Origin of the sequence: Bacillus sp. CR71, from assembly GCF_003429245.1 — a bacterium.
Classification (GTDB): Bacteria; Bacillota; Bacilli; order Bacillales; family Bacillaceae_G; genus Bacillus_A; species Bacillus_A thuringiensis_S.
In genome coordinates, this window is the sequence record NZ_CP031748.1 from 2,945,160 (window position 1) to 2,964,136 (window position 18,977).

The following is an 18,977-nucleotide window of genomic DNA, read 5'->3' on the forward strand; positions in this document are numbered from 1 at the left end:
TTGTCGCAACTTCTTACAGATAACGCACCTAATTATTGCTTAGTCAGTTTATTTCCAACAATACATTGCTAAGTAAAAAAACAGCTAATATCCTTAAAATGATATTAGCTGTTTTTTCATAATGTATTAATATACGAATGATAACTATATTTCTAAATTACTTAATTTTTGCTGCATCAAATGCCTTTTGAACTGCTTGAACTTCAGCTGTATTTGCACCATATTTATTAGTTGCCACTCGAATACATGCTGATCTCAATTCTTTGAAATTAGAAGTCATGTTTAACTCATCAGTATTTGCATAATAGAAAATATCAAACATTTTATCTTCACCAATTCCTTTAACAGTCACTCCGTTATGAGTTCCGCCTTTTGCAATGAGATACGCAACTTTATTAATAATACTTGAATTAAAATGAACACCGCCTTGATCCCATCCATTAAAATCGTTAAATTCACTGTAATCATCTGGATAAGGTACTCCAAGTGAAGATGGAACAGAAGCTGGGTTTTCCATATCACGGAAAACAGATCCCGTTTGTTCTCCCATTGTCCAGTTAAAGTTTCCATTATTTACGTATTTCTCAATAGATGTTCCCATAATATCAGATAGTGCCTCATTAATCGCACCGGATTCCCCGTAATATTCAAGATTAGATTCGCTAGAAGTAACAGCATGTGTAAATTCATGTCCAGCTACGTCATATGCTTTAACAATAGGATCACCATATACAAGCATACTTCCATTATTAGCACTTAATGCATTCTGCCAATTCTTCGGATCATTCGTCTCTTCAGAATCCCAAGCGTGTACAACTGAAACTACCTTTTGTCCCTTATTATCAAAGCTATTACGCTTGTATTTATCTTTATAAAAATCAAATACTTTTGTTGCTAAGTAATGAGCACTTACCGCTTTGGGATCGTTAAATGTTGCCGAAGTACTAGTCGCTAATGTACCAGGATAATAGCTTTCTTCTTTAGTAATATCTTTGTAATTCACATCATATGTTTCAATCCCTTGCCCTCTTGTATAATCAGCAAGAGCATATTTGCCATTACTTTGTTTAGAGATACCAAATGAACGAGAAATACCTAAATCATCTTTTCCTGTTCCAGTTAATGATGTAAGACTGCTTTGTTTACTTTTCTTTAAAGCTCCAACTAGTTTGTCACTGGCCTTTAAGTTAGATTCTTGTACCATATTTTTTAACATATCACCATTTTGTGCATTTACTAAATAAGTACCAGAAACATAGTTTGGTGTTGCGGCTTCAAAGGTAACTTGGTATGCATTTTTAGCTTGTCCATTATTTTCATCAACAAAAATAACCTCTTTAACTTCTGGCTCAGTAATAAACTTGATATCGTTCCCGTACTTCGTATAAATAAATTGTTTTGCTTCATCTTTTGATAGATTAATAGGTTTTTTCAATTCTTCTTGTTTTAAATTTTGCGCGCTATCACCTGAAACACTTTTAATAACACCATTATTATCTACATGTGCAGTTAATTGATGGCCATATACTTCTTTTCCTTCGTATGTTTGCTGCATACGTACAAGTGTAGTTCCATCATACGAACCACGTTTTTGAAGGACTTTATAATCTACTCCTGCTTCTCCATTGACTTGTTTTTGGGACAGAGCTTGCTCTGTTTTCTCCTTAAGTGCATCCTTTACTACATTTTCTGGTGCCTTTTGTGACGGTTGTGTAAGTTCACCCGAACGGAACGATTCCTCCTGAATTTGAACTTGTAACTGATCTGTTTCCTCTGCATGACCTACCCCATATGGTGCCACAGCTGTTAAAGCTAATCCTGTTGTTAATGCTACCTTAGTTAATGTCTTTGTGTTTTTCATTATTTCACCTCGTATAATTTTTGAAATAGAAAGCTTGTACAAAGTATACTGTCTATTTCTGTCGGAAAAAAGAGAAAATACACAATTTATGTAACATTATGCAAAATTACATAAATTGTGGTCAATATTATAAATAATGAACGGAACACATATGAACATTAATTTGAATAAAAAAGAGTCCTTTTAGGCGCTCATCCAATTGGTTAATTATCTATATTCATTCTAATAAAAGTGCACTTACATCTAAATAACAACATAAAAACCCACTCTTTACTATTGTAAGAGTGGGTTTAATGCTATTAAAATAACAATTACTATAAGAAACCTTATAATTTATATTTTTTTAGTAATCCTACTAAGTTTTTTGTAAAATTCACCTTTCGTTTTTATATGCTTAAACTGATTTGGATTAATATTTGCTTTTTGTGAGAGTGCTACAATCTCTTCTTTTGTAATTGAATCTTTCGTATTTATAGATGCTATATTTGTGTATTTTCCGTCTTCTGTTTTTGGAATTTCTAAAATCCCTTTATTCACAAGATCAACTACAGCCTTATGCTCTGAAGAATGTAAATCTACACCAGTAATTTTCCAATTACGCATAACTTTTGGTGTGTATACACCGTTCTTTACCTCTTTTAAATATGTAATAGCAAGGTTACGAATGGTTCCACCTGTTTCTCCAAATGCATTCTCTTGTTTAGATGACCAAATTTGTTCAAACTTACGCCCCTCTAAAGCTCCTCCTTTTGCCTGAAGAGCCTCCATTCTATATGCATTCATTCCCAGCGTCATAACATCGCTCATTTTGATTGGTTTGTTTGTACGAATAGAGCGTAAATTTGTAATTCTACTTCCGTATGGTTTTGTTAAGTCAATTTCGTATTTTACGCCTCCAAAGAAATCGTTCGTACTGTATTTAGATGCACGGCGGGTTTTATCAAAGCTAACGGTTACATCTCCGGCACGAGATGAGTTAAAATATCCTGCTGCCCATTCCATATAGTCTTTTAAATCTTTTCCAGAAATCTTATATACTGTAATTTCTCCCAAGGCATATTGGTAATTATACGCAATATCTTTTTTCTTAATAGGACCTGTATCCAAACGGGCATAATCATTATCAATTTGATGGGCTACTACATCTGCTTTACTGTAGTAGAGCATGACTTCATGAAAGAAATCTGATAAAGGTGTTTCTTGAATCTGAACACTTGGGATACCCTTTATTTCATTTTCAGGAACAAGATTTCTACCCTTTAATTGAGCGACTACAACATTTGCATCTCTTCTCGCATATTCGTGAAAAGGTGTTAGTGTTTCTTCAAGTGTAGGATCAGATATTATCGTTGTTCCATCAGCATTTTTTACAGGTATAGCGGTAGCAGTTTTATCTTTTAAAACCAACTTCCCATCTTGCTTTGTAAAAGTAAGGTCAATACGTGAAATATGTGTTCCATATTTATCTGGCTCTGTAATAATTACGCCATTTACAACTTCTTTTTTTACAAGTTTATGCATGTGAGCCGCAAAAATAGCGCTTAGTTCCGGACAAGCATTTGCAATATCTTGAACACCAGTACCAGGGATACCATTCTCATTTTCTAATCCCATATGCATAACTCCTACCATTACATCTACTTTACCTTCTAATTCCTTAATTGCCTTTTTCGTCTCTTCTACCGGATTTTTCACCACTAAACCATTTAAGTGATCTGTCCCTTTTTCAAAATCACTAATCATTGGTGTATTCATACCAATAATCCCAACTTTAATTCCACCTTTTTCTACAATTGTATATGCAGGAAGAAAGCGCTCTCCATTTTCCTTATAAATATTTCCTGCTAACGTTTTTCCCTTATATTGCTCACTAACTTTTTTCAATGTATCTAATCCAAAGTTGAATTCATGATTTCCAAATGCCCAGGCGTCATATCCCATTGTATTCATCGCTACCATCATTGGCGATTGTGGCTTATCGTTGAATAATTCTACTGAGTTTCCTTGAATTGTATCCCCGGCATCTACTAATATGGTATTTTGATTTTCTTGACGGACCTTCTTTATAACCGTATAAAGCTGCGTCAAACTTCCACTTATATTTGCTCCATCAAGCGCATAATCCCAAGGCATAAATCTGCCATGAATATCTGCAGTACCTAACAATGTAATATTAACTTCAGATTCCTCAGCCTTAGAGATAGGTGGTTTGACTATTACTGCTGTTCCGAGCAGTAATAGAATTACAAAGTAACATACATAGTTCTTCCATTTCATTTTTTGCATAATAATAATATTTCTCCCCTTTTTGTACTTTCGTAAAGTTGTTTGAACTTTAAAAATGTAACTTATTATTCGGGAAACTTCAACTACAAAAGATAATTTTGAAGGTGGTTCTGTTGCAAAAATAAAGAGAATAAATTGCATACATCCCCTAACAGAATTGTATTTTATCGTTTCCTGACAGAATACCCCTTCCTTAAGGGTGTGAAGTGTACTTTCAAAATAAGGATATATCATTCATTATCATTTCAATTTATTAAAACGTGCATATACAATATGTTATGATGATTAATTTTTTGAATTTCGTTGCTGATTTATTTCCTTCTAAATAAAAACACTTTCAAAAAAAATAACCCCGCTCTTCATTTAAGACGGGGTTATACTTATACAGAAAATCGGATAGTTTTATATTTTCTTAAGCTTATTGGTTACTTTCAACTAATTTCATTCTATTTTTGTTTTCTTCTGAATCAATATGAATCAATCGTTTCCCCTGTTTATAATACGCATCAATAAACAGGGAATGATTTTTACTTTTCAATTTCACAAAGCAATTTTATCTCTTTGATTTGTTCTATATGACGCTGTTCATGCAAATAGATTAATTCTATCCACTGATCAAGAAATAATTCTCCAAGAGCTGGATGCATCACTGATTTTTTTACTAATTTAGATTCATCTTCTATTGTACTCAGAAAACGCATCAATTCTTTTCTTGATTCGTTTAGCATATTGAGCATTTGCTCCACTTCAAATGGTTCTATACTTGGTTCAATCATTTCTGGAGCTATAAACTTTTTCGTTCTATCTAATAAAATAGTGTGAATTTCTTTACGCTCATTTTGGGTACTATCTAACTTTTTTAACCCTGAGGAAATAACTGTTATCACTCTTTCATCTAATAAAACTAAATGATGACAAACTTGTGCAATACTCCATTTATCCTTATCTGGTTTCCTATTAAATTGAGCATCACTCAACAAATTAATTTCCTCAACTAATTGATATCTCGTTTCATAAAACTTGTTATTTACAAATGTATCCATGTGGATTCTCCTTTCATTGCAACCTACATACTTAAATTCCTACGCTAGAAATATTATCTTCGAAAAAAGATTTTCTTTCACTACTATTCCAATTTCATTTTAAAGCCACAAATAAATCAACCTTTAACTTTCCTTCTAAATCCTCAGGAACATTATTTAAGCAAAACTCTAAATTATCTCTATCATAATCTGCATCATACTCACTATTTGGTAGCCACTCTGCATACATGTATTGATACGCTTCACTTAATTTATGAGGTTCACCATAGAACTGGTATAGACCATATGTACCTCCATCTAATCTTTTAAATTGCACATCATGATACTTTTCTTTATCGAAGTTTTCAGGAATCGTAACACATGCATCATGCCGGCACTTATGACTTGCAACGAGTTCAGGATTATCTAATGATATTCCGATAAATGATTGCTCTGGTGGATAAAGGTTATTTTCAATTGACCAGTTCAGTAACTTTCCCCAGTGATTTTGCGGTTCAAAGTAGCTACCAGTTCGTCTTATATACGCTACTTCTAATGGTGGTAATTTTTTTATAACAACTTTCATTTACATCTTCTCCCCTATAAATACGTACACTGTTTAATTAGCTTTTTTTAACATTTATTCCTTCTTAAATTAAAAGAATTCTCTAATCATATAAAGTGAACCTTTAATCAGCGGGGGATAAATTTCAATTGTAATATAATTGATTACTACTACTAAAGTAGTATGTACTTTCATACTTTTATTTGATTTTACATTCTTTTTAAATCGATATATTAATTGTAAGGAAATAAAAAGGTGGAGGATTTTAATTGATTAAAGGAATATACGAAGCACATTTACCAGTGAGTAATTTACAACAATCTATCGAATTTTATGAAAAACTAGGATTGAAGTTAGCCTGGAGCGATGAGTCAACAGCATTCTTTTGGATTGAGGATGGGAAAAGTTGGCTAGGATTATGGGCGGGCTCTGAATACGAAACAAAATATCATCCTTCTTTACGTCATATTGCATTTAGAGTTTCATATGAGGATTTAAAAGAATCATTACATTGGTTACACTCACTTCAAATTAAAACCGTTCCGTTTGGAAGTAATGAATCTATTGAACCCTTTGTCCGTCCACATCAAGGTAATGCATCTGTTTATTTTATTGATCCAGATGGTAATAGCTTAGAACTTATTTGTCATATTGTTGTACCTAATGCACTAAAACATATAACTAATAAATTATCATTTAAAGATTGGGAGACACTATTAGCTGACACATTTGAATGAATATAAGCTATAAATCATAGTGGCTCGCCTTTATTTTTATAACATGTATAACAATCGTGAATAATAATGTCCTATCAATTTATCATTAAATAAATGTAAAAAATGACCCTATTTATTCATTTTTCATGCGTATGTATGTACATTTGTGAATTTATTCGATATATTATGGGTATTGAATGATTACGAAAAGTGTATAGGTCGCTTATATGACACCTTATATTTTTATATCCGTGAAAACTACAAAGTGTATGAAAATCCATTTGTCAAATGAATTTAGTGCGGAAGGAGGTTTGTGGTTACTTCATAGGGTATAATAATCAGTTTTTTACTGATAAAAATATAGGAGGCGACATAATGTTTCGTACGATTTCAAATTTCATGAGAGTAGCTGAGATAAGAAGGAAAATCCTTTTTACACTAGCGATGTTAATCGTTTTTCGAATTGGCACGTTTATTCCAGTTCCTCATACTAACGCAGAGGTATTAAAAGTACAAGATCAAGCTAACGTTCTAGGTATGTTAAACGTATTTGGTGGAGGAGCACTGCAACACTTCTCAATCTTTGCTGTAGGTATTACACCATATATTACAGCTTCTATCATAGTACAATTACTTCAAATGGATGTTATACCTAAATTTTCGGAATGGGCAAAGCAAGGAGAAATGGGCCGTAAGAAATCAGCTCAATTCACTCGATACTTTACAATCATTCTCGCATTCATACAGGCCATCGGAATGTCTTATGGCTTTAATAATATAGCTGGTGGACAATTAATAACAGATCAAAGCTGGACTACATACTTATTTATTGCGACAGTTTTAACTGCAGGTACTGCATTTTTACTTTGGTTAGGCGAACAAATTACCGCTAACGGAGTTGGTAATGGTATTTCGATGATTATCTTCGCAGGTCTCGTTGCCGCGATTCCAAATGTTGCAAATCAAATTTATTTACAACAATTCCAAAATGCTGGCGATCAGCTATTCATGCACATAATAAAAATTGTTTTAATTGGACTCGTAATTTTAGCGATAGTTGTTGGCGTTATTTACATTCAACAAGCTGTACGTAAAATACCGATACAATATGCAAAAGCTGTTTCAGGAAACAATCAATATCAAGGAGCAAAAAACACTCATTTACCTCTTAAAGTAAATAGTGCTGGTGTTATACCAGTTATCTTTGCTTCTGCATTTTTAATGACGCCGCGTACAATTGCGCAGCTCTTCCCTGATTCAAGCATATCAAAATGGTTAGTTGCAAATCTTGATTTCGCACATCCAATTGGAATGACACTTTATGTCGGTCTTATCGTTGCTTTCACATACTTCTACGCATTTATTCAAGTAAATCCTGAACAAATGGCTGAGAATTTGAAAAAGCAAAATGGATATGTTCCTGGTATTCGTCCTGGTAAAGCAACTGAACAATATGTAACTAAAATTTTATACCGTTTAACATTTATCGGTGCAATTTTCTTAGGTGCAATTTCTATATTACCGCTCGTATTCACGAAAATTGCTACGTTACCACCTTCTGCCCAAATTGGTGGTACAAGCTTACTTATCATTGTCGGTGTAGCACTAGAAACTATGAAGACGTTAGAAAGCCAGCTTGTAAAACGTCATTATAAAGGTTTTATTAAAAAAGTGAATTAATTATAAAAAACACAGTTGGAAAAATAACCAACTGTGTTTTTTATTGTATCAGTCCTGTAATATACAGGGCTGTTGCTTTATTAAACTACATCTCCTTCTCTAATAACCGCCCTTTTTTGAAATAAGTCCGTAGTGTAGAACGATTGGCTAAAAATACACCAATCAATATAAAACAAGCCCCCATTCCCATTATAGGATTTAAAGGTTCTCCTAAAATGATATATCCCACAATTATTGCAATTAATGGTGATACATATAACCACGTCGATGGAAATACTGGATTTGTTTTTGATAAGAGCCAGTAATATAGTCCGTGTCCACCGATCGATCCGATAAATATGAGATATAAAATAGGCCATTGTACACTCCATGAAGTTAATACAGTTACATTTGGTTGTTCTACAATAATAGATGCGATTAGTAGTAAAATCCCTCCATAAAACATTTGAATACCGTTAATAAGAAATGGTGATACATTTGATAAATCTGAAAGTATTTCTTTCGAACGAATAGAGCCTATTCCGTAAAATAACTCTCCTATAACTAAAACAATACAAGCAATACTCCATATGAAACTTACTTGTTGATGCATTCCTGGTAAAGAAACAAATATAACACCTATTAGTGCGATAACTAAAGCAACGAGTTGCTCCTTTTGTAATTTCTCCCTATTCCTCTTTGCTTGTATTAATAAAATCATCATTGGTCCCGTAGCAGAAAGAACAGCAGCTAATCCCGAAGAAATATATTGTTCTGACCAATATAAACTTGCGAATGTCATAAATGTTAAACAAAATCCAGCATACATAATACGTTTTGAAAATATATGTGGCATAATTTCTTTTCGCTTTAATTTAAAAATAATCATAAGGATTATGCCCGCTAAAAAGAATCGAATTCCTGCTGAAAACAACGGTGGCGCCCCTGCTTCAATTCCAATTTTTATTGTTAAAAATGTTGTCCCGAAAATAATACATACTAAAATGTAATTAAAAATGACCATTTTTCTTCCTCCTTTTTACTCTTAAAATGAGTATAGAGGGTATGGTGTATAACAGTGTATCAATACATATAACAGTTACTTCAAGTTGTAGTTGATTCCCTATATATTTTTCGCTTTAATTAAATTAAAAAGAAAAATAGGTGAAACTATGAAGATTGTATTGCGTAAAGAATCAAACATACCGTATTACAAGCAAATATATATGCAAATTGTTGAAAGAGTACAAAGTGGTATGCTTTCACATGGTGAATCCCTTCCTTCTTTACGTTGTATGGCCACAGATTTACAAATCAATGTATTAACTGTTCGTAAAGCGTATAAACAGTTAGAAACGAAAGGGTATATACGCATCGAACAAGGAAAAGGTGCTTACATATATAAACGTGTAAAGAAAGATTTCAAACCGATACCGTATAAATGGCAACAATCAAGATCTATTAATGTTATGCGTTCTCAATATGCAATGAATAAGCACCGTAAATATTATGATTTTTCACAAGCAATTCTGTATCCTCGTCTGTTACCAAATCCATTTTTGGCAGACGAAATGCATAAATTGCTAGATAAAAATCCGATGTTGTTAGCAACTTATGGGCCAGTTCAAGGCGATTATGAACTGCGAGTTGAAATAGCAAATTACTTAAATGAACACCAGAAATTAGTGACGGACCCATCTCAATTATTAATTACAAGCGGAGCACAACAAGGAATTGATTTAATTGCTCAAACATTATTAAAACCTGGAGATATCGTATTAGTAGAAAGTCCATGTTACAGTGCTGCGCTTGACGTTTTCATCAATAAAGGTGTTCAAATCATTCCTATTTCTCTTGATAATCATGGAGTTCGCTCCGACTTAATTGATGATATTTGTCAAAGTAAAAATCCTGTTTTATTGTATACAAATCCCACCTTCCAGAACCCGACAGGTACAGTAATGAGTAAAGAACGAAGAATGGAACTTATAGAACTAGCGGAGCTATATCAATTTTTTATCATTGAAGATGATTCTTTCGGAGAAATATATTTTGAAGGTGCTATAGTCCCACCACCAATCAAAAGTTTTGATAAGGATGGCCACGTGATATATATAAAAGGATTTAGTAAAACGTTAGCACCAGGACTCCGTATCGCAGCACTTTTTGCCGATGGTCCTATTTTTGAATGGCTATATGCAGTGAAAGGTTCCATGGATATCGGTAGTCCTTTATTAACACAGAAGGCACTTCTACCTTTCTTACGTGCGGAACGTATGAAAAATCATTTAGAAAAATTACGTACAGCTTTACAGATGAGACGTGATTTAACAATTGATATACTATCGCCATTAAAAGGACTAAACTTTGAGATACCAAATGGCGGTTTTAATTTATGGGTGAAACTGCCTGATTCGATAGATCCCTTTACCTTATTACAAAAAGCAAATGAAGTAGATGTCTCTTTTTTACCAGGAACAGCTTGTCTATTAAACTACGAAACAAATGATAACCAATTAAGAATTAGCTATTCAATGTTAAACGAGAAAGATATGGCAATTGGATTAGAGAAATTACATGATACAATACGAAACAGTATTTGTTAGAAGTAATAACACAATAGCCAACAATAAATAATACCCGAAAATGACAATGTGTAGTATGGGCTATTATTTATTGTTGAGCTTTTTCGTTATTCTTAACAACCGATTTTAAAACTTGTCTTTCTTTCAATTCTTCAACACTGCCATATCGATCAATAACAATTGCTTTCATTTCCTCTCCTCCTTGCTGTTTATTTTAATAACATACAATTATTTCTCAAAATTTTTTGCCTTGAATTACCATATACTTATTTTTGGGGGTAATTATGCAAAAAGCATTATAAAGTAAAACTTTAATCATTCCTCACCAATCGGGCTCTTACTGCCCGGCAAATAGCGGGATGAATTTCAAAAAGAATCTTACACACATCTTAGAATCATCCAAAACTGTTTTATTAATTAAATTCAAAAGAAATGAGGCTAACTATATGAGTGAAAAGATATTTAAAATAAACGGAATTGATATATGTACAGAAAGCTTTGGGAACCCTAAGAACCCTGCTATTTTATTAATTATGGGCGCTACATGTTCCATGGTTTATTGGGACGAAGAGTTTTGTGAGCTGTTGGCTAGTACGGGGAAATTTGTTATTCGCTTTGATAACCGTGATGTTGGACGCTCTGTTGCCTACGAACCTAGAACTTCCAATTATACAGTAACAGATATGGCTGAAGATGCAATTGGAGTACTAGATGCTTATCATATTGATAAAGCTCACCTATTTGGTATGTCATTAGGTGGTATGATTGCTCAAATTGCCGCTATAAAACATCCCGAAAGAATTTTGACGCTAACTTTACTAGCGACTAGTGTAATAGGATCTGATGACAATACTCGCGATTTACCTCCAATGGATGAAAGAATTTTAACACATCATGTAAATGGCACAAGTATAGATTGGACAAATAAAAACGATGTGGCAGAGTATTTAGTTTCAGGATCTCGTCTATTATGTGGATCAGAACGAATATTTGATGAAAATAGAGTTTATACACAAGTAAAACAAGAAATAGAACGCGCAAATAATTTATTAAGTATGTTTAATCATGCTTTACTTCAAGGTGATGATGCATATGAAGGTGTACTTCACTCCATACAAGCACCTACATTGGTTATTCACGGAACAGATGATACAGCACTCCCATTCGAACATGGCCTCGCACTAATTGATGAAATTCCAAACTCAGTACTATTAACTCTTAAAGGGGCAGGCCATGAAAACCATCCAGATGACTGGGAAAACATAATTACTGCTGTTTCTAAACATACATCTGAAATTTAGACAAACAAATAATTAACAAAAGGGGCACAAATTATATTGTGCCCCTTCTATTTACAAACAAAAACCCATCACTGTATTCGTATGTATAGTGATGGGACTTCTTATATTTTTCTATGTTTAAAAAAATGGACAATCTAATTGATCAACAGATTCCCATAATTTTTTTTTTGCATTTTCGGTGGATGTATTTGTTTCTAGTGTCATGTTTTTAAAAGGGTTTACTTCAACTTTTAATAAGGATGAAGGCTCCACATATAATGAGAAAACATGGCTGCTTGGTAAAGCTTTAGAAACGTCAATATCTCCTACTTGTTTAAATAGTTGCTGCGCAGCAAAAAAGAAGAAATTAGTTGGATTTGATTGTTTATTCAGCCACGCAAGCATTTCAGGTGATACCGATTTATGAATATTGATTTTTACTCGATCACCACGTTTATATCGCCTAGATCGCATACTTCCACCAACTAACTTATCGTTAAGTTTGTAAATCCTAACTCTTTTTGCTTATGCTCTCTATATTTTGGCGAACAAGTATAGACTAATAATCCTCGTGCATTGGTAAATAACGGATTATCTACAAAGATTACATTTTTGAGTCGTCCTTTTTGCTTTAAAATCATTTTTAAACTGTTTTTAATAATTACTGCACCACCGCCATAAATAAACACGTATGGATCGTCTTTCATATCATCAATTTTATTTATAATATCTGTTGCAACACGAGCTGCTAAACCTAATAGTGCCGGCTGTGATTCCTCAACTAATAAGGTATTTCTCGGATGCTTATCATTTAAATAAATTTGATTGAATTCTGTAATACTATCAACCGTCTTAGTTGGATACTTTCGGTTCCATCTCGTGATAATTTGTAATAACGTCTCTTTTACACCATAAGATAAACCTTTACTTAGTTGCGGACGGAAATTTACCCCTAATGAAACAACTTCTTCTGTCGTCCCTGCACCAATATCAAAAGAGAGTAGAGTCTTATCTACAAAATCAATTTCAGAAACTTGATTCGGCTCACATTCTATTTTATGTTTCACAACATTTCCTTCTTCATCGTATACAATGCCCCACGTCCCAGATGCGCCCTCAGGCAGGCATTTACAAAACTCAATTGAAACATTAATTGTCACATCGCGTCCGTTCGGATAATGGAAAATAACCTTATGATTTCCCATATAACGTTTTGCATTTTCAGCAGCTATTTCTTGTGTAATAAGCTGCATAGGAAGAGCGACAGATAAATCATAACGAATATTAATATGGCTAGAAGTTGGACTTTGACGCATAGCGCTTACCGCCAAACCTGATAGTATTGTAATAACCATTAACTCATCCGTTGACTTATTCGATTTCTTCTCTACCTCAGTACCTTTTAATTGATCTTGAATGACTTTTTCTCCAACGATGTATCGTACATTATTTAGCATTAACGATGGCGAACTTATAGTCACATCAATGTGGTTTTCTAATTCAGATAATGAAACATCTACCTCATCTAAGAGTCCTGTAGGCTCACCTATATATAAAGAATAAATACTCGGAATAAAAATAGGGTCTTGCCCTTTCACCATTAACTTCAAACCGTTGTTTCCTGCATCTGCACCAGCTTTTAAAAGTATAGACATAACTACCCCCTAAATTAATCTGACATCCCTTCCAAATATATGCGAGCCCATTCTTTTACATTCAAATGTATTGTAATTTTTTATTTATCATAAAACCAAAATATTGCATACTTACATATTTTATGTAAAAAGTATTTGACATGATACTTTTCCAATTTTATACTTATATTTGTAAAGAGTTTTTTACAATCGAGGGGGGCAATTATTTATTGAATACTAAAAAAACTATTTTTATCATCATTGTTTTAGCATTAATTGCAATAATAGTACATGGCACATATAAATACATCACTGAAGGTTCTATTTTGGGTAGTACGATTTTTGCTATTTCGTTAATACTTAGTAATTTAATTAATCACATTACTTGGGGAGATCCCCACGGTGTATCAGAAGAAAGTCAAGATGAAATGGGCCAACAAATTACATATAAAAGCTTTAAAATTGCGTATTTTGTGCTTGTAGTTATAATGTTCCTTTTATTAATCTTCTCCGAAGGATTTTCTATGGGGGCTAATTTAGATGGCGTTAAAAACCTCCCTCTGTTCATCGCAATTTGCTCTTCATTCTTTATTTATCCTATTGTCGAACTCATAGTTGCAAAACAATATAAGTAAAAAGATGAGGTTTTCTACATGTAGAAAACCTCATCTTTTTATATTTACATACTCTCTACAATTGCTTTTAATTTATTCACAGTCCGCCAATTCCTAACTGTAGCTGGTGTATGTAACTTCTGAAACTGGTTCATTAATTTAGAATTTCGAATGCTATTTTTGAAAAACAAATAAGCAACCTTCTCATCTATATAGCAATCTTCAAGTTCACTTTTAAATGTAAGCAATTGACTACTCTCTTCTTCAGAAAGTACATTAGCTAAAAAAGCAACATGAACACTTTCTCCTTCTAACAATGAATGAACTTCATACGGACATTGTTTAATAATATTTATAAATTCATCATGTGTTCTTAGCATGACTGGAACATCGAAATCAAATTCATTTTTCATTTCAGATTGTATTCGGTCCTTTAGAAAGTTTATACCTTCCTCAGATTCGAACACGATATTACCACTTTGTATATATGTTTTCACATGTTTTAATTCTATTGATTCAAACAATCGTTTTAAATCAGCCATTTTGATTACTTTATGTCCACCGACATTGATTCCTCTTAGTAGTGCAACATAAATTGTCATATTATTCCCCCACAATAAAATGAATTTATCAACTGAATTGATTTTCCCACTCATATTTCTCGGATATTTGTTTTAATTCTTCTAACATATCATGAATAGATAATACCTCAAATAAAATAATAGATTCACTTGAGAAATGGTGATGATAATGATCTGGTTTATAATCTTTTAAATCATTTTTATAACTCCAAAATTGCTTGTCTAATTCAGCAATAAGTTTAAAATGTTCCTCATCAATTTCATTACAACGGTTTCTCAATATAGCAATTATAGAATAAGTTGTTTGTTGTAATATTTCCCTTTCACTTTGTGACCAGTCACAGGTCTCAATTGACACTCGAGCTAAATTATCTATATGGTAAATGATTTGCTGTAATAAATGCAATTGCTTTTGTACAAGTAAAAAGCTTCTCATTTCCTTCTTTGTATGGTGATGATATTTCCAATCTTTCTGCTCATATTGAACAAATTGTATCGCCTTATGCAATAATAAAGTCAATTTAGATAGATCCTGAGCTGTCTCCTTTTTCATACCTTTTCCTGCAAGTAATGCAGTAATCCATTCTTCCATAATATTTGCTGTTTTAGCAAATAGATCCTCTGTACATCCAAAAATCGTTTTCGTGTAGTGTGGTGGGAAAATGAAAAAATTCACTAAAGTAGATACTATAATACCAGTAGATGTAGTAGCTAAACGAATTAAAAATGCAGTAAAATAATGATCTGCCGTAATTGGAATCATAGCTACAGCAGTTAAAGTCGCGACTAATGTTCCCGCATGTAACCTTAGTTTTTGACATGTAACAATCGTAAACATCGCAGCTAATGCATAAGAAATTGCTTGATGGCCTAGGAAAAATGTGAAAGTCATGGCATATGCCGATCCAATTGTTGAGGCCGGAAAGCGAATAAGCCCTTTTTTTATTGAGTCTGTTGCAGTTGGTTCAATTGTAACAATTGCTGTTATTACAGCAAAAATAGTTGGGATGTTAAAAAAATTACAAACTAACACTGTAAGAAAAACTGCAATCCCAGTTTTAATCACTCTTCCCCCAACAATATTCCATTGTCTATCTTGATTCATTTTTTATATCCTTCATTTCTGTTTCATTTTATATACATATATTATATATTGTTAAAATAAAAAAACCTACTACATGAATATTCAAGAGTAAGTTTTCTATCTCATTATTTCATTATAGGTAAATGCATTATTATTTGTTGGCCAATTGGTCCCATTCTTCTAAAACCTTTATCTTTGAAGCCGACTTTTGCATATAAATTTTGTGCAGGAATATTTCTTTCATTCACAGCAAGTACAACTTCATTTTTTATTGGAAAATAACGTTTTACAAACTCTTCTAATAATAACAATGACTTTTTAGCGTATCCCTTTCTTTGTCTATTGTGATTAATAGAAAATGATGTTAAAAGTAAAGCATCCTCATTATCCGTAAACTCCTTTACTCTATCTCCCGTTTGCAATGCGAAAAGACCAACCGGTACCCCATTGTAATCTAAAATAACAATCACATTTTTTGTACGATCACTTTTTGCTTTCTCCAGTAATGCGCTTGGATCTGATGTAAACTGAACTTGTTCACTTGGTAAAGTAAATGTTTGTATAACTTCTTTATATTTCTCCTTATACGGAACTAATTGAATTTCCCCTGTGTGTATGTTCATGCTAAACTCTCCCATTTTTTGCTTATTAACTTATACCTTGCTGTACTTTTGAATGCACTCTTCCATCTAAAAAGGTAATTTCAACAAATGAATTTGGATCGTTTCCTTTCCAAGCAAAAATTTGTTTAATTTGTGTAGAATGCTCTACCCCTTCTTCTATAAGTAAATCCCCTTCACAACCAATTAAATCTTTTACTTCTGTATAAGTCATTCCTTCATTTATGTTCGAGAAATGGTTTATATTGATAGACGCTTTCTGTTGCCTTTCCATCACAGTAGAAGAAGTTGCTGTTTGATTTTTCACTTCTTTTCTCTGTTCACACGCTGTCATACTGAAACCTAAGCAAAAACTAAACAATATACATGCGCTTTTTTTCATCATAACAGTTGTCCCTCCCATCATAATTAAACCATATATTCCCTTAAAAATAAACTGAATATTTAATATTATATTCAAAAACCTCGTACAATTAAGTACGAGGCTAATTTCATTTATTCAAATGATTATTTGATTGATCATCCTGTTCTTTTCTTAGCTCTTGTTTTTCATCTTTTGGTAATTGTTTATCATTATCTTTAATTGGATTCGTTTCTCTATTTTCAATCATATCATTTGGAACTTGTGGCATTACTCGGCCCACAATAGCCGCTAATTCATCTAGTATACCTTCACCTGTTTTTCCTTTTTTAATTTGCTTTCCAATTTGTTTGAGGCGTTCATACGTATCAACATCTGCTACAACGACTGCATTAGCACCATCAGGATCATTTTTTAAACTTTCTGCAACAGAGTATTTAATTGATTCAACTCGAGTTCGATCAAGTTTTGCTTTTACGTCTATACCTACAATTGCATATTTGCCGACTACTACGGCTGTCGCATCATTCACACCTGGCACACTTGCAGCTAAAGATGCTAAATGATCTGCTGCTTTTTCATTTGGCTTATTTGATTTATTCGTATAATTAACATTTTTCATTGAGACATTTTTTTGTTCCGGCTTTTCGTTTGGATTGTCTTTTTTTCCAATACTGCATCCAGTTATAACGAAGCAAAGCATCAATATATATATTAGAGTTTTCATTATTTTCACCACTTCACTATTAAGGTTTAATCATAAATTTTTTCAACAGCTTGCATTTTCTTTACCTTTTCTTCGGCCCCACTATTAGCATTAATGAATATTTGGTACGTATCTTTTCCTAAAGTACCTACAAATTCATAGCAAAGTACTTCATTATGCAAATCATTGACTACTACAGCTTTACGTTCTTCCATTACTTTCACATCCGGATTGATTTTCTTTCTTGCTTCTGCTACAGTTAACTTTGCCGATGGAACTGTTCGTTTTTGATGCGACGCTAAATATTCTTTTGCGGAGAACCCTACGATAGAACCGTCATCTAAAGCAATTTTCATTTGGATTGCTTCTGGATAAATTCGTACTCCATTTTCATTTACTACATACGTAAACACACCAACATTATCATATTGAGAGCTATCATAAAGCTCCATATTATTAAACTTATGGTCCTTTAAAAATTTCAAACCTTTACTACCTGCATCGTTTAAACTAACTTTCTGTTCTTTAATTTCGCGGTTATTCATAACCCAAATTGGATATCCGCCTTTTCCCGTAATATCCATATAAAACTCATTGTTCGTTGCTTCATCTTTAATTTTCACACTATAGAAAGATTCTTTCGCACCTTTTCCGCTTTTCTCAACATCTACTTTTTCATTTCCTTTTAAATTCAAAAACGATTTTGCAATTTTCGCCGCTTCATCTTTAGAAATTGCCTTTCCTTGCGCTTCAAATCCGCCTTTTTTATTTTTTTGCGCACTTGTAAAGGTCGGTCCGAAGTTTGTAGAAGAATATGATGTTACGTTTTTCTCTACAGTTTTCAATCCATCAATAATTGTGTTATCTGCTGGATCGCGATTTGATGCAAGTGCCATTTCTACATCCATCCAGCGTAAATTATTTTTCAAAACAAGATGTTGTACTTTTCTTAGTTCATCTTGTATATTTCCTGCATTTGAATATAAAGTTTGCAACGTTTTATATTCTTGCTCATTTAAAGGCTCTTTTTCTAAATCACGAATGGCTGCACGGTAACTAAAATCACCGATATTCGCTAAAAATTCTTCCGTTTTATTAAATGGCATTAATGTTAAAGGAAGTTGCCCTACATCTGAGCGAGCTTCAGATGTTAAACGCCATACATCCGCTAATGCAGGTGATAAAGATGATCGTGAATTCATCGCAAGTGTTGTGCCAATTTTATCGTGTAATAAATCGACTTCGTATGCTAAATCATGGAATGCACGTTGATAGCTATTTTCCGCTCTAATTAAAACCGCATTTTTCTCTTGGTGCTCTTTATAGCCCCAGTATCCTGTTCCTACTACACCGACTGTTAATAATACAATGATAATACCTCGTAACATTGTCCCACCTCCGCT

The 18,977-nt window shown here is 33.0% G+C and carries 18 protein-coding genes; 5 read left to right on the plus strand and 13 right to left on the minus strand.

What is annotated here, in order from left to right; all coding sequences use genetic code 11:
* Positions 1-157: 157 nt before the first annotated feature.
* The 4 genes from DOS87_RS14665 to DOS87_RS14680 all read right to left on the minus strand — a co-directional run bounded on the left by DOS87_RS14665 (position 158) and on the right by DOS87_RS14680 (position 5,755).
* Positions 158-1,861: a M4 family metallopeptidase gene (locus tag DOS87_RS14665; RefSeq protein WP_000799184.1), complete on the minus strand. Its 1,704-nt coding sequence runs from the start codon at positions 1,859-1,861 to the stop codon at positions 158-160.
* Between the two features lie 333 nt (positions 1,862-2,194).
* A complete protein-coding gene (locus DOS87_RS14670; RefSeq protein ID WP_098577953.1) occupies positions 2,195-4,147 on the minus strand; it encodes a bifunctional metallophosphatase/5'-nucleotidase in 1,953 nt (650 codons plus the stop codon).
* 527 nt (positions 4,148-4,674) lie between these two features.
* The gene (locus DOS87_RS14675) at positions 4,675-5,190 is read right to left on the minus strand and encodes a DinB family protein (protein ID WP_000379383.1); all 516 of its coding nucleotides are present in this window, start codon (positions 5,188-5,190) and stop codon (positions 4,675-4,677) included.
* A gap of 94 nt (positions 5,191-5,284) precedes the next feature.
* Positions 5,285-5,755, minus strand: coding sequence for an AraC family transcriptional regulator (locus tag DOS87_RS14680; protein ID WP_000869618.1), 471 nt, complete (start codon positions 5,753-5,755; stop codon positions 5,285-5,287).
* A 248-nt stretch (positions 5,756-6,003) separates the two neighbouring features.
* Between DOS87_RS14680 and DOS87_RS14685 the strand changes: the two genes are divergently transcribed.
* Positions 6,004-6,471, plus strand: a complete 468-nt coding sequence (locus tag DOS87_RS14685; RefSeq protein ID WP_000589638.1) for a VOC family protein — start codon at positions 6,004-6,006, stop codon at positions 6,469-6,471.
* A 354-nt stretch (positions 6,472-6,825) separates the two neighbouring features.
* A complete protein-coding gene (gene secY, locus DOS87_RS14690) occupies positions 6,826-8,130 on the plus strand; it encodes a preprotein translocase subunit SecY (protein ID WP_000490132.1) in 1,305 nt (434 codons plus the stop codon).
* 85 nt (positions 8,131-8,215) lie between these two features.
* Here secY and DOS87_RS14695 read toward each other — a convergent pair whose 3' ends face one another.
* Positions 8,216-9,133 (minus strand): DMT family transporter, encoded by a 918-nt coding sequence (locus tag DOS87_RS14695; protein WP_000234335.1) that lies wholly within the window; start codon positions 9,131-9,133, stop codon positions 8,216-8,218.
* Positions 9,134-9,281: 148 nt separating this feature from the next.
* On the opposite strand from DOS87_RS14695, the gene DOS87_RS14700 reads away from it, so the two are divergent.
* Together DOS87_RS14700 and DOS87_RS14705 are read left to right on the plus strand one after the other, a co-directional pair.
* A complete protein-coding gene (locus tag DOS87_RS14700) occupies positions 9,282-10,715 on the plus strand; it encodes a MocR-like pyridoxine biosynthesis transcription factor PdxR (protein ID WP_000706774.1) in 1,434 nt (477 codons plus the stop codon).
* A gap of 425 nt (positions 10,716-11,140) precedes the next feature.
* The gene (locus DOS87_RS14705; protein ID WP_001290768.1) at positions 11,141-11,995 is read left to right on the plus strand and encodes a BCA family alpha/beta fold macrolide esterase; all 855 of its coding nucleotides are present in this window, start codon (positions 11,141-11,143) and stop codon (positions 11,993-11,995) included.
* A gap of 117 nt (positions 11,996-12,112) precedes the next feature.
* Here the strand turns inward: DOS87_RS14705 and DOS87_RS14710 are convergent, their stop codons facing one another.
* Both DOS87_RS14710 and DOS87_RS14715 read right to left on the minus strand, forming a co-directional pair.
* Positions 12,113-12,448, minus strand: coding sequence for a hypothetical protein (locus DOS87_RS14710; protein ID WP_001257762.1), 336 nt, complete (start codon positions 12,446-12,448; stop codon positions 12,113-12,115).
* Between the two features lie 11 nt (positions 12,449-12,459).
* Positions 12,460-13,629, minus strand: coding sequence for a ParM/StbA family protein (locus DOS87_RS14715; RefSeq protein ID WP_098577951.1), 1,170 nt, complete (start codon positions 13,627-13,629; stop codon positions 12,460-12,462).
* Between the two features lie 209 nt (positions 13,630-13,838).
* Here DOS87_RS14715 and DOS87_RS14720 point away from each other — a divergent pair, with 209 nt between their 5' ends.
* Positions 13,839-14,243 (plus strand): hypothetical protein, encoded by a 405-nt coding sequence (locus tag DOS87_RS14720; protein WP_001093136.1) that lies wholly within the window; start codon positions 13,839-13,841, stop codon positions 14,241-14,243.
* A gap of 44 nt (positions 14,244-14,287) precedes the next feature.
* On the opposite strand, the gene DOS87_RS14725 is transcribed toward DOS87_RS14720, so the two are convergent.
* The 6 genes from DOS87_RS14725 to ypeB form a co-directional block, all read right to left on the minus strand.
* The gene (locus tag DOS87_RS14725; protein ID WP_000158574.1) at positions 14,288-14,824 is read right to left on the minus strand and encodes a DUF1697 domain-containing protein; all 537 of its coding nucleotides are present in this window, start codon (positions 14,822-14,824) and stop codon (positions 14,288-14,290) included.
* Between the two features lie 28 nt (positions 14,825-14,852).
* Complete coding sequence (locus DOS87_RS14730) at positions 14,853-15,908, minus strand: aromatic acid exporter family protein (RefSeq protein ID WP_016077574.1); 1,056 nt, start codon at positions 15,906-15,908, stop codon at positions 14,853-14,855.
* Between the two features lie 104 nt (positions 15,909-16,012).
* The gene (locus DOS87_RS14735; RefSeq protein ID WP_118961769.1) at positions 16,013-16,525 is read right to left on the minus strand and encodes a GNAT family N-acetyltransferase; all 513 of its coding nucleotides are present in this window, start codon (positions 16,523-16,525) and stop codon (positions 16,013-16,015) included.
* A gap of 10 nt (positions 16,526-16,535) precedes the next feature.
* On the minus strand, positions 16,536-16,892 hold the full coding sequence (locus DOS87_RS14740; RefSeq protein ID WP_000976437.1) for a hypothetical protein: 357 nt from the start codon (positions 16,890-16,892) through the stop codon (positions 16,536-16,538).
* Between the two features lie 106 nt (positions 16,893-16,998).
* Positions 16,999-17,595: a YhcN/YlaJ family sporulation lipoprotein gene (locus DOS87_RS14745; protein ID WP_000854056.1), complete on the minus strand. Its 597-nt coding sequence runs from the start codon at positions 17,593-17,595 to the stop codon at positions 16,999-17,001.
* 26 nt (positions 17,596-17,621) lie between these two features.
* Positions 17,622-18,962 carry a germination protein YpeB gene (gene ypeB / locus DOS87_RS14750; protein ID WP_000943737.1) on the minus strand — a complete coding sequence of 447 codons (1,341 nt, stop codon included), beginning with the start codon at positions 18,960-18,962 and terminating at the stop codon, positions 17,622-17,624.
* Positions 18,963-18,977 lie beyond the last annotated feature (15 nt).

Excerpts from the sequence above, each read along its gene's own strand:
- DOS87_RS14705 (WP_001290768.1), top strand. The coding sequence starts at position 11,141 with ATGAGTGAAAAGATATTTAAAATAAACGGAATTGATATATGTACAGAA.
- DOS87_RS14695 (WP_000234335.1), bottom strand. The coding sequence starts at position 9,133 with ATGGTCATTTTTAATTACATTTTAGTATGTATTATTTTCGGGACAACA.
- DOS87_RS14740 (WP_000976437.1), bottom strand. The coding sequence starts at position 16,892 with ATGATGAAAAAAAGCGCATGTATATTGTTTAGTTTTTGCTTAGGTTTC.
- DOS87_RS14715 (WP_098577951.1), bottom strand. The coding sequence starts at position 13,629 with ATGTCTATACTTTTAAAAGCTGGTGCAGATGCAGGAAACAACGGTTTG.
- ypeB (WP_000943737.1), bottom strand. The coding sequence starts at position 18,962 with ATGTTACGAGGTATTATCATTGTATTATTAACAGTCGGTGTAGTAGGA.
- DOS87_RS14730 (WP_016077574.1), bottom strand. The coding sequence starts at position 15,908 with ATGAATCAAGATAGACAATGGAATATTGTTGGGGGAAGAGTGATTAAA.
- DOS87_RS14735 (WP_118961769.1), bottom strand. The coding sequence starts at position 16,525 with ATGGGAGAGTTTAGCATGAACATACACACAGGGGAAATTCAATTAGTT.
- DOS87_RS14710 (WP_001257762.1), bottom strand. The coding sequence starts at position 12,448 with ATGCGATCTAGGCGATATAAACGTGGTGATCGAGTAAAAATCAATATT.
- DOS87_RS14745 (WP_000854056.1), bottom strand. The coding sequence starts at position 17,595 with ATGAAAACTCTAATATATATATTGATGCTTTGCTTCGTTATAACTGGA.
- DOS87_RS14675 (WP_000379383.1), bottom strand. The coding sequence starts at position 5,190 with ATGGATACATTTGTAAATAACAAGTTTTATGAAACGAGATATCAATTA.
- DOS87_RS14665 (WP_000799184.1), bottom strand. The coding sequence starts at position 1,861 with ATGAAAAACACAAAGACATTAACTAAGGTAGCATTAACAACAGGATTA.
- DOS87_RS14680 (WP_000869618.1), bottom strand. The coding sequence starts at position 5,755 with ATGAAAGTTGTTATAAAAAAATTACCACCATTAGAAGTAGCGTATATA.
- DOS87_RS14670 (WP_098577953.1), bottom strand. The coding sequence starts at position 4,147 with ATGCAAAAAATGAAATGGAAGAACTATGTATGTTACTTTGTAATTCTA.
- DOS87_RS14700 (WP_000706774.1), top strand. The coding sequence starts at position 9,282 with ATGAAGATTGTATTGCGTAAAGAATCAAACATACCGTATTACAAGCAA.
- secY (WP_000490132.1), top strand. The coding sequence starts at position 6,826 with ATGTTTCGTACGATTTCAAATTTCATGAGAGTAGCTGAGATAAGAAGG.
- DOS87_RS14725 (WP_000158574.1), bottom strand. The coding sequence starts at position 14,824 with ATGACAATTTATGTTGCACTACTAAGAGGAATCAATGTCGGTGGACAT.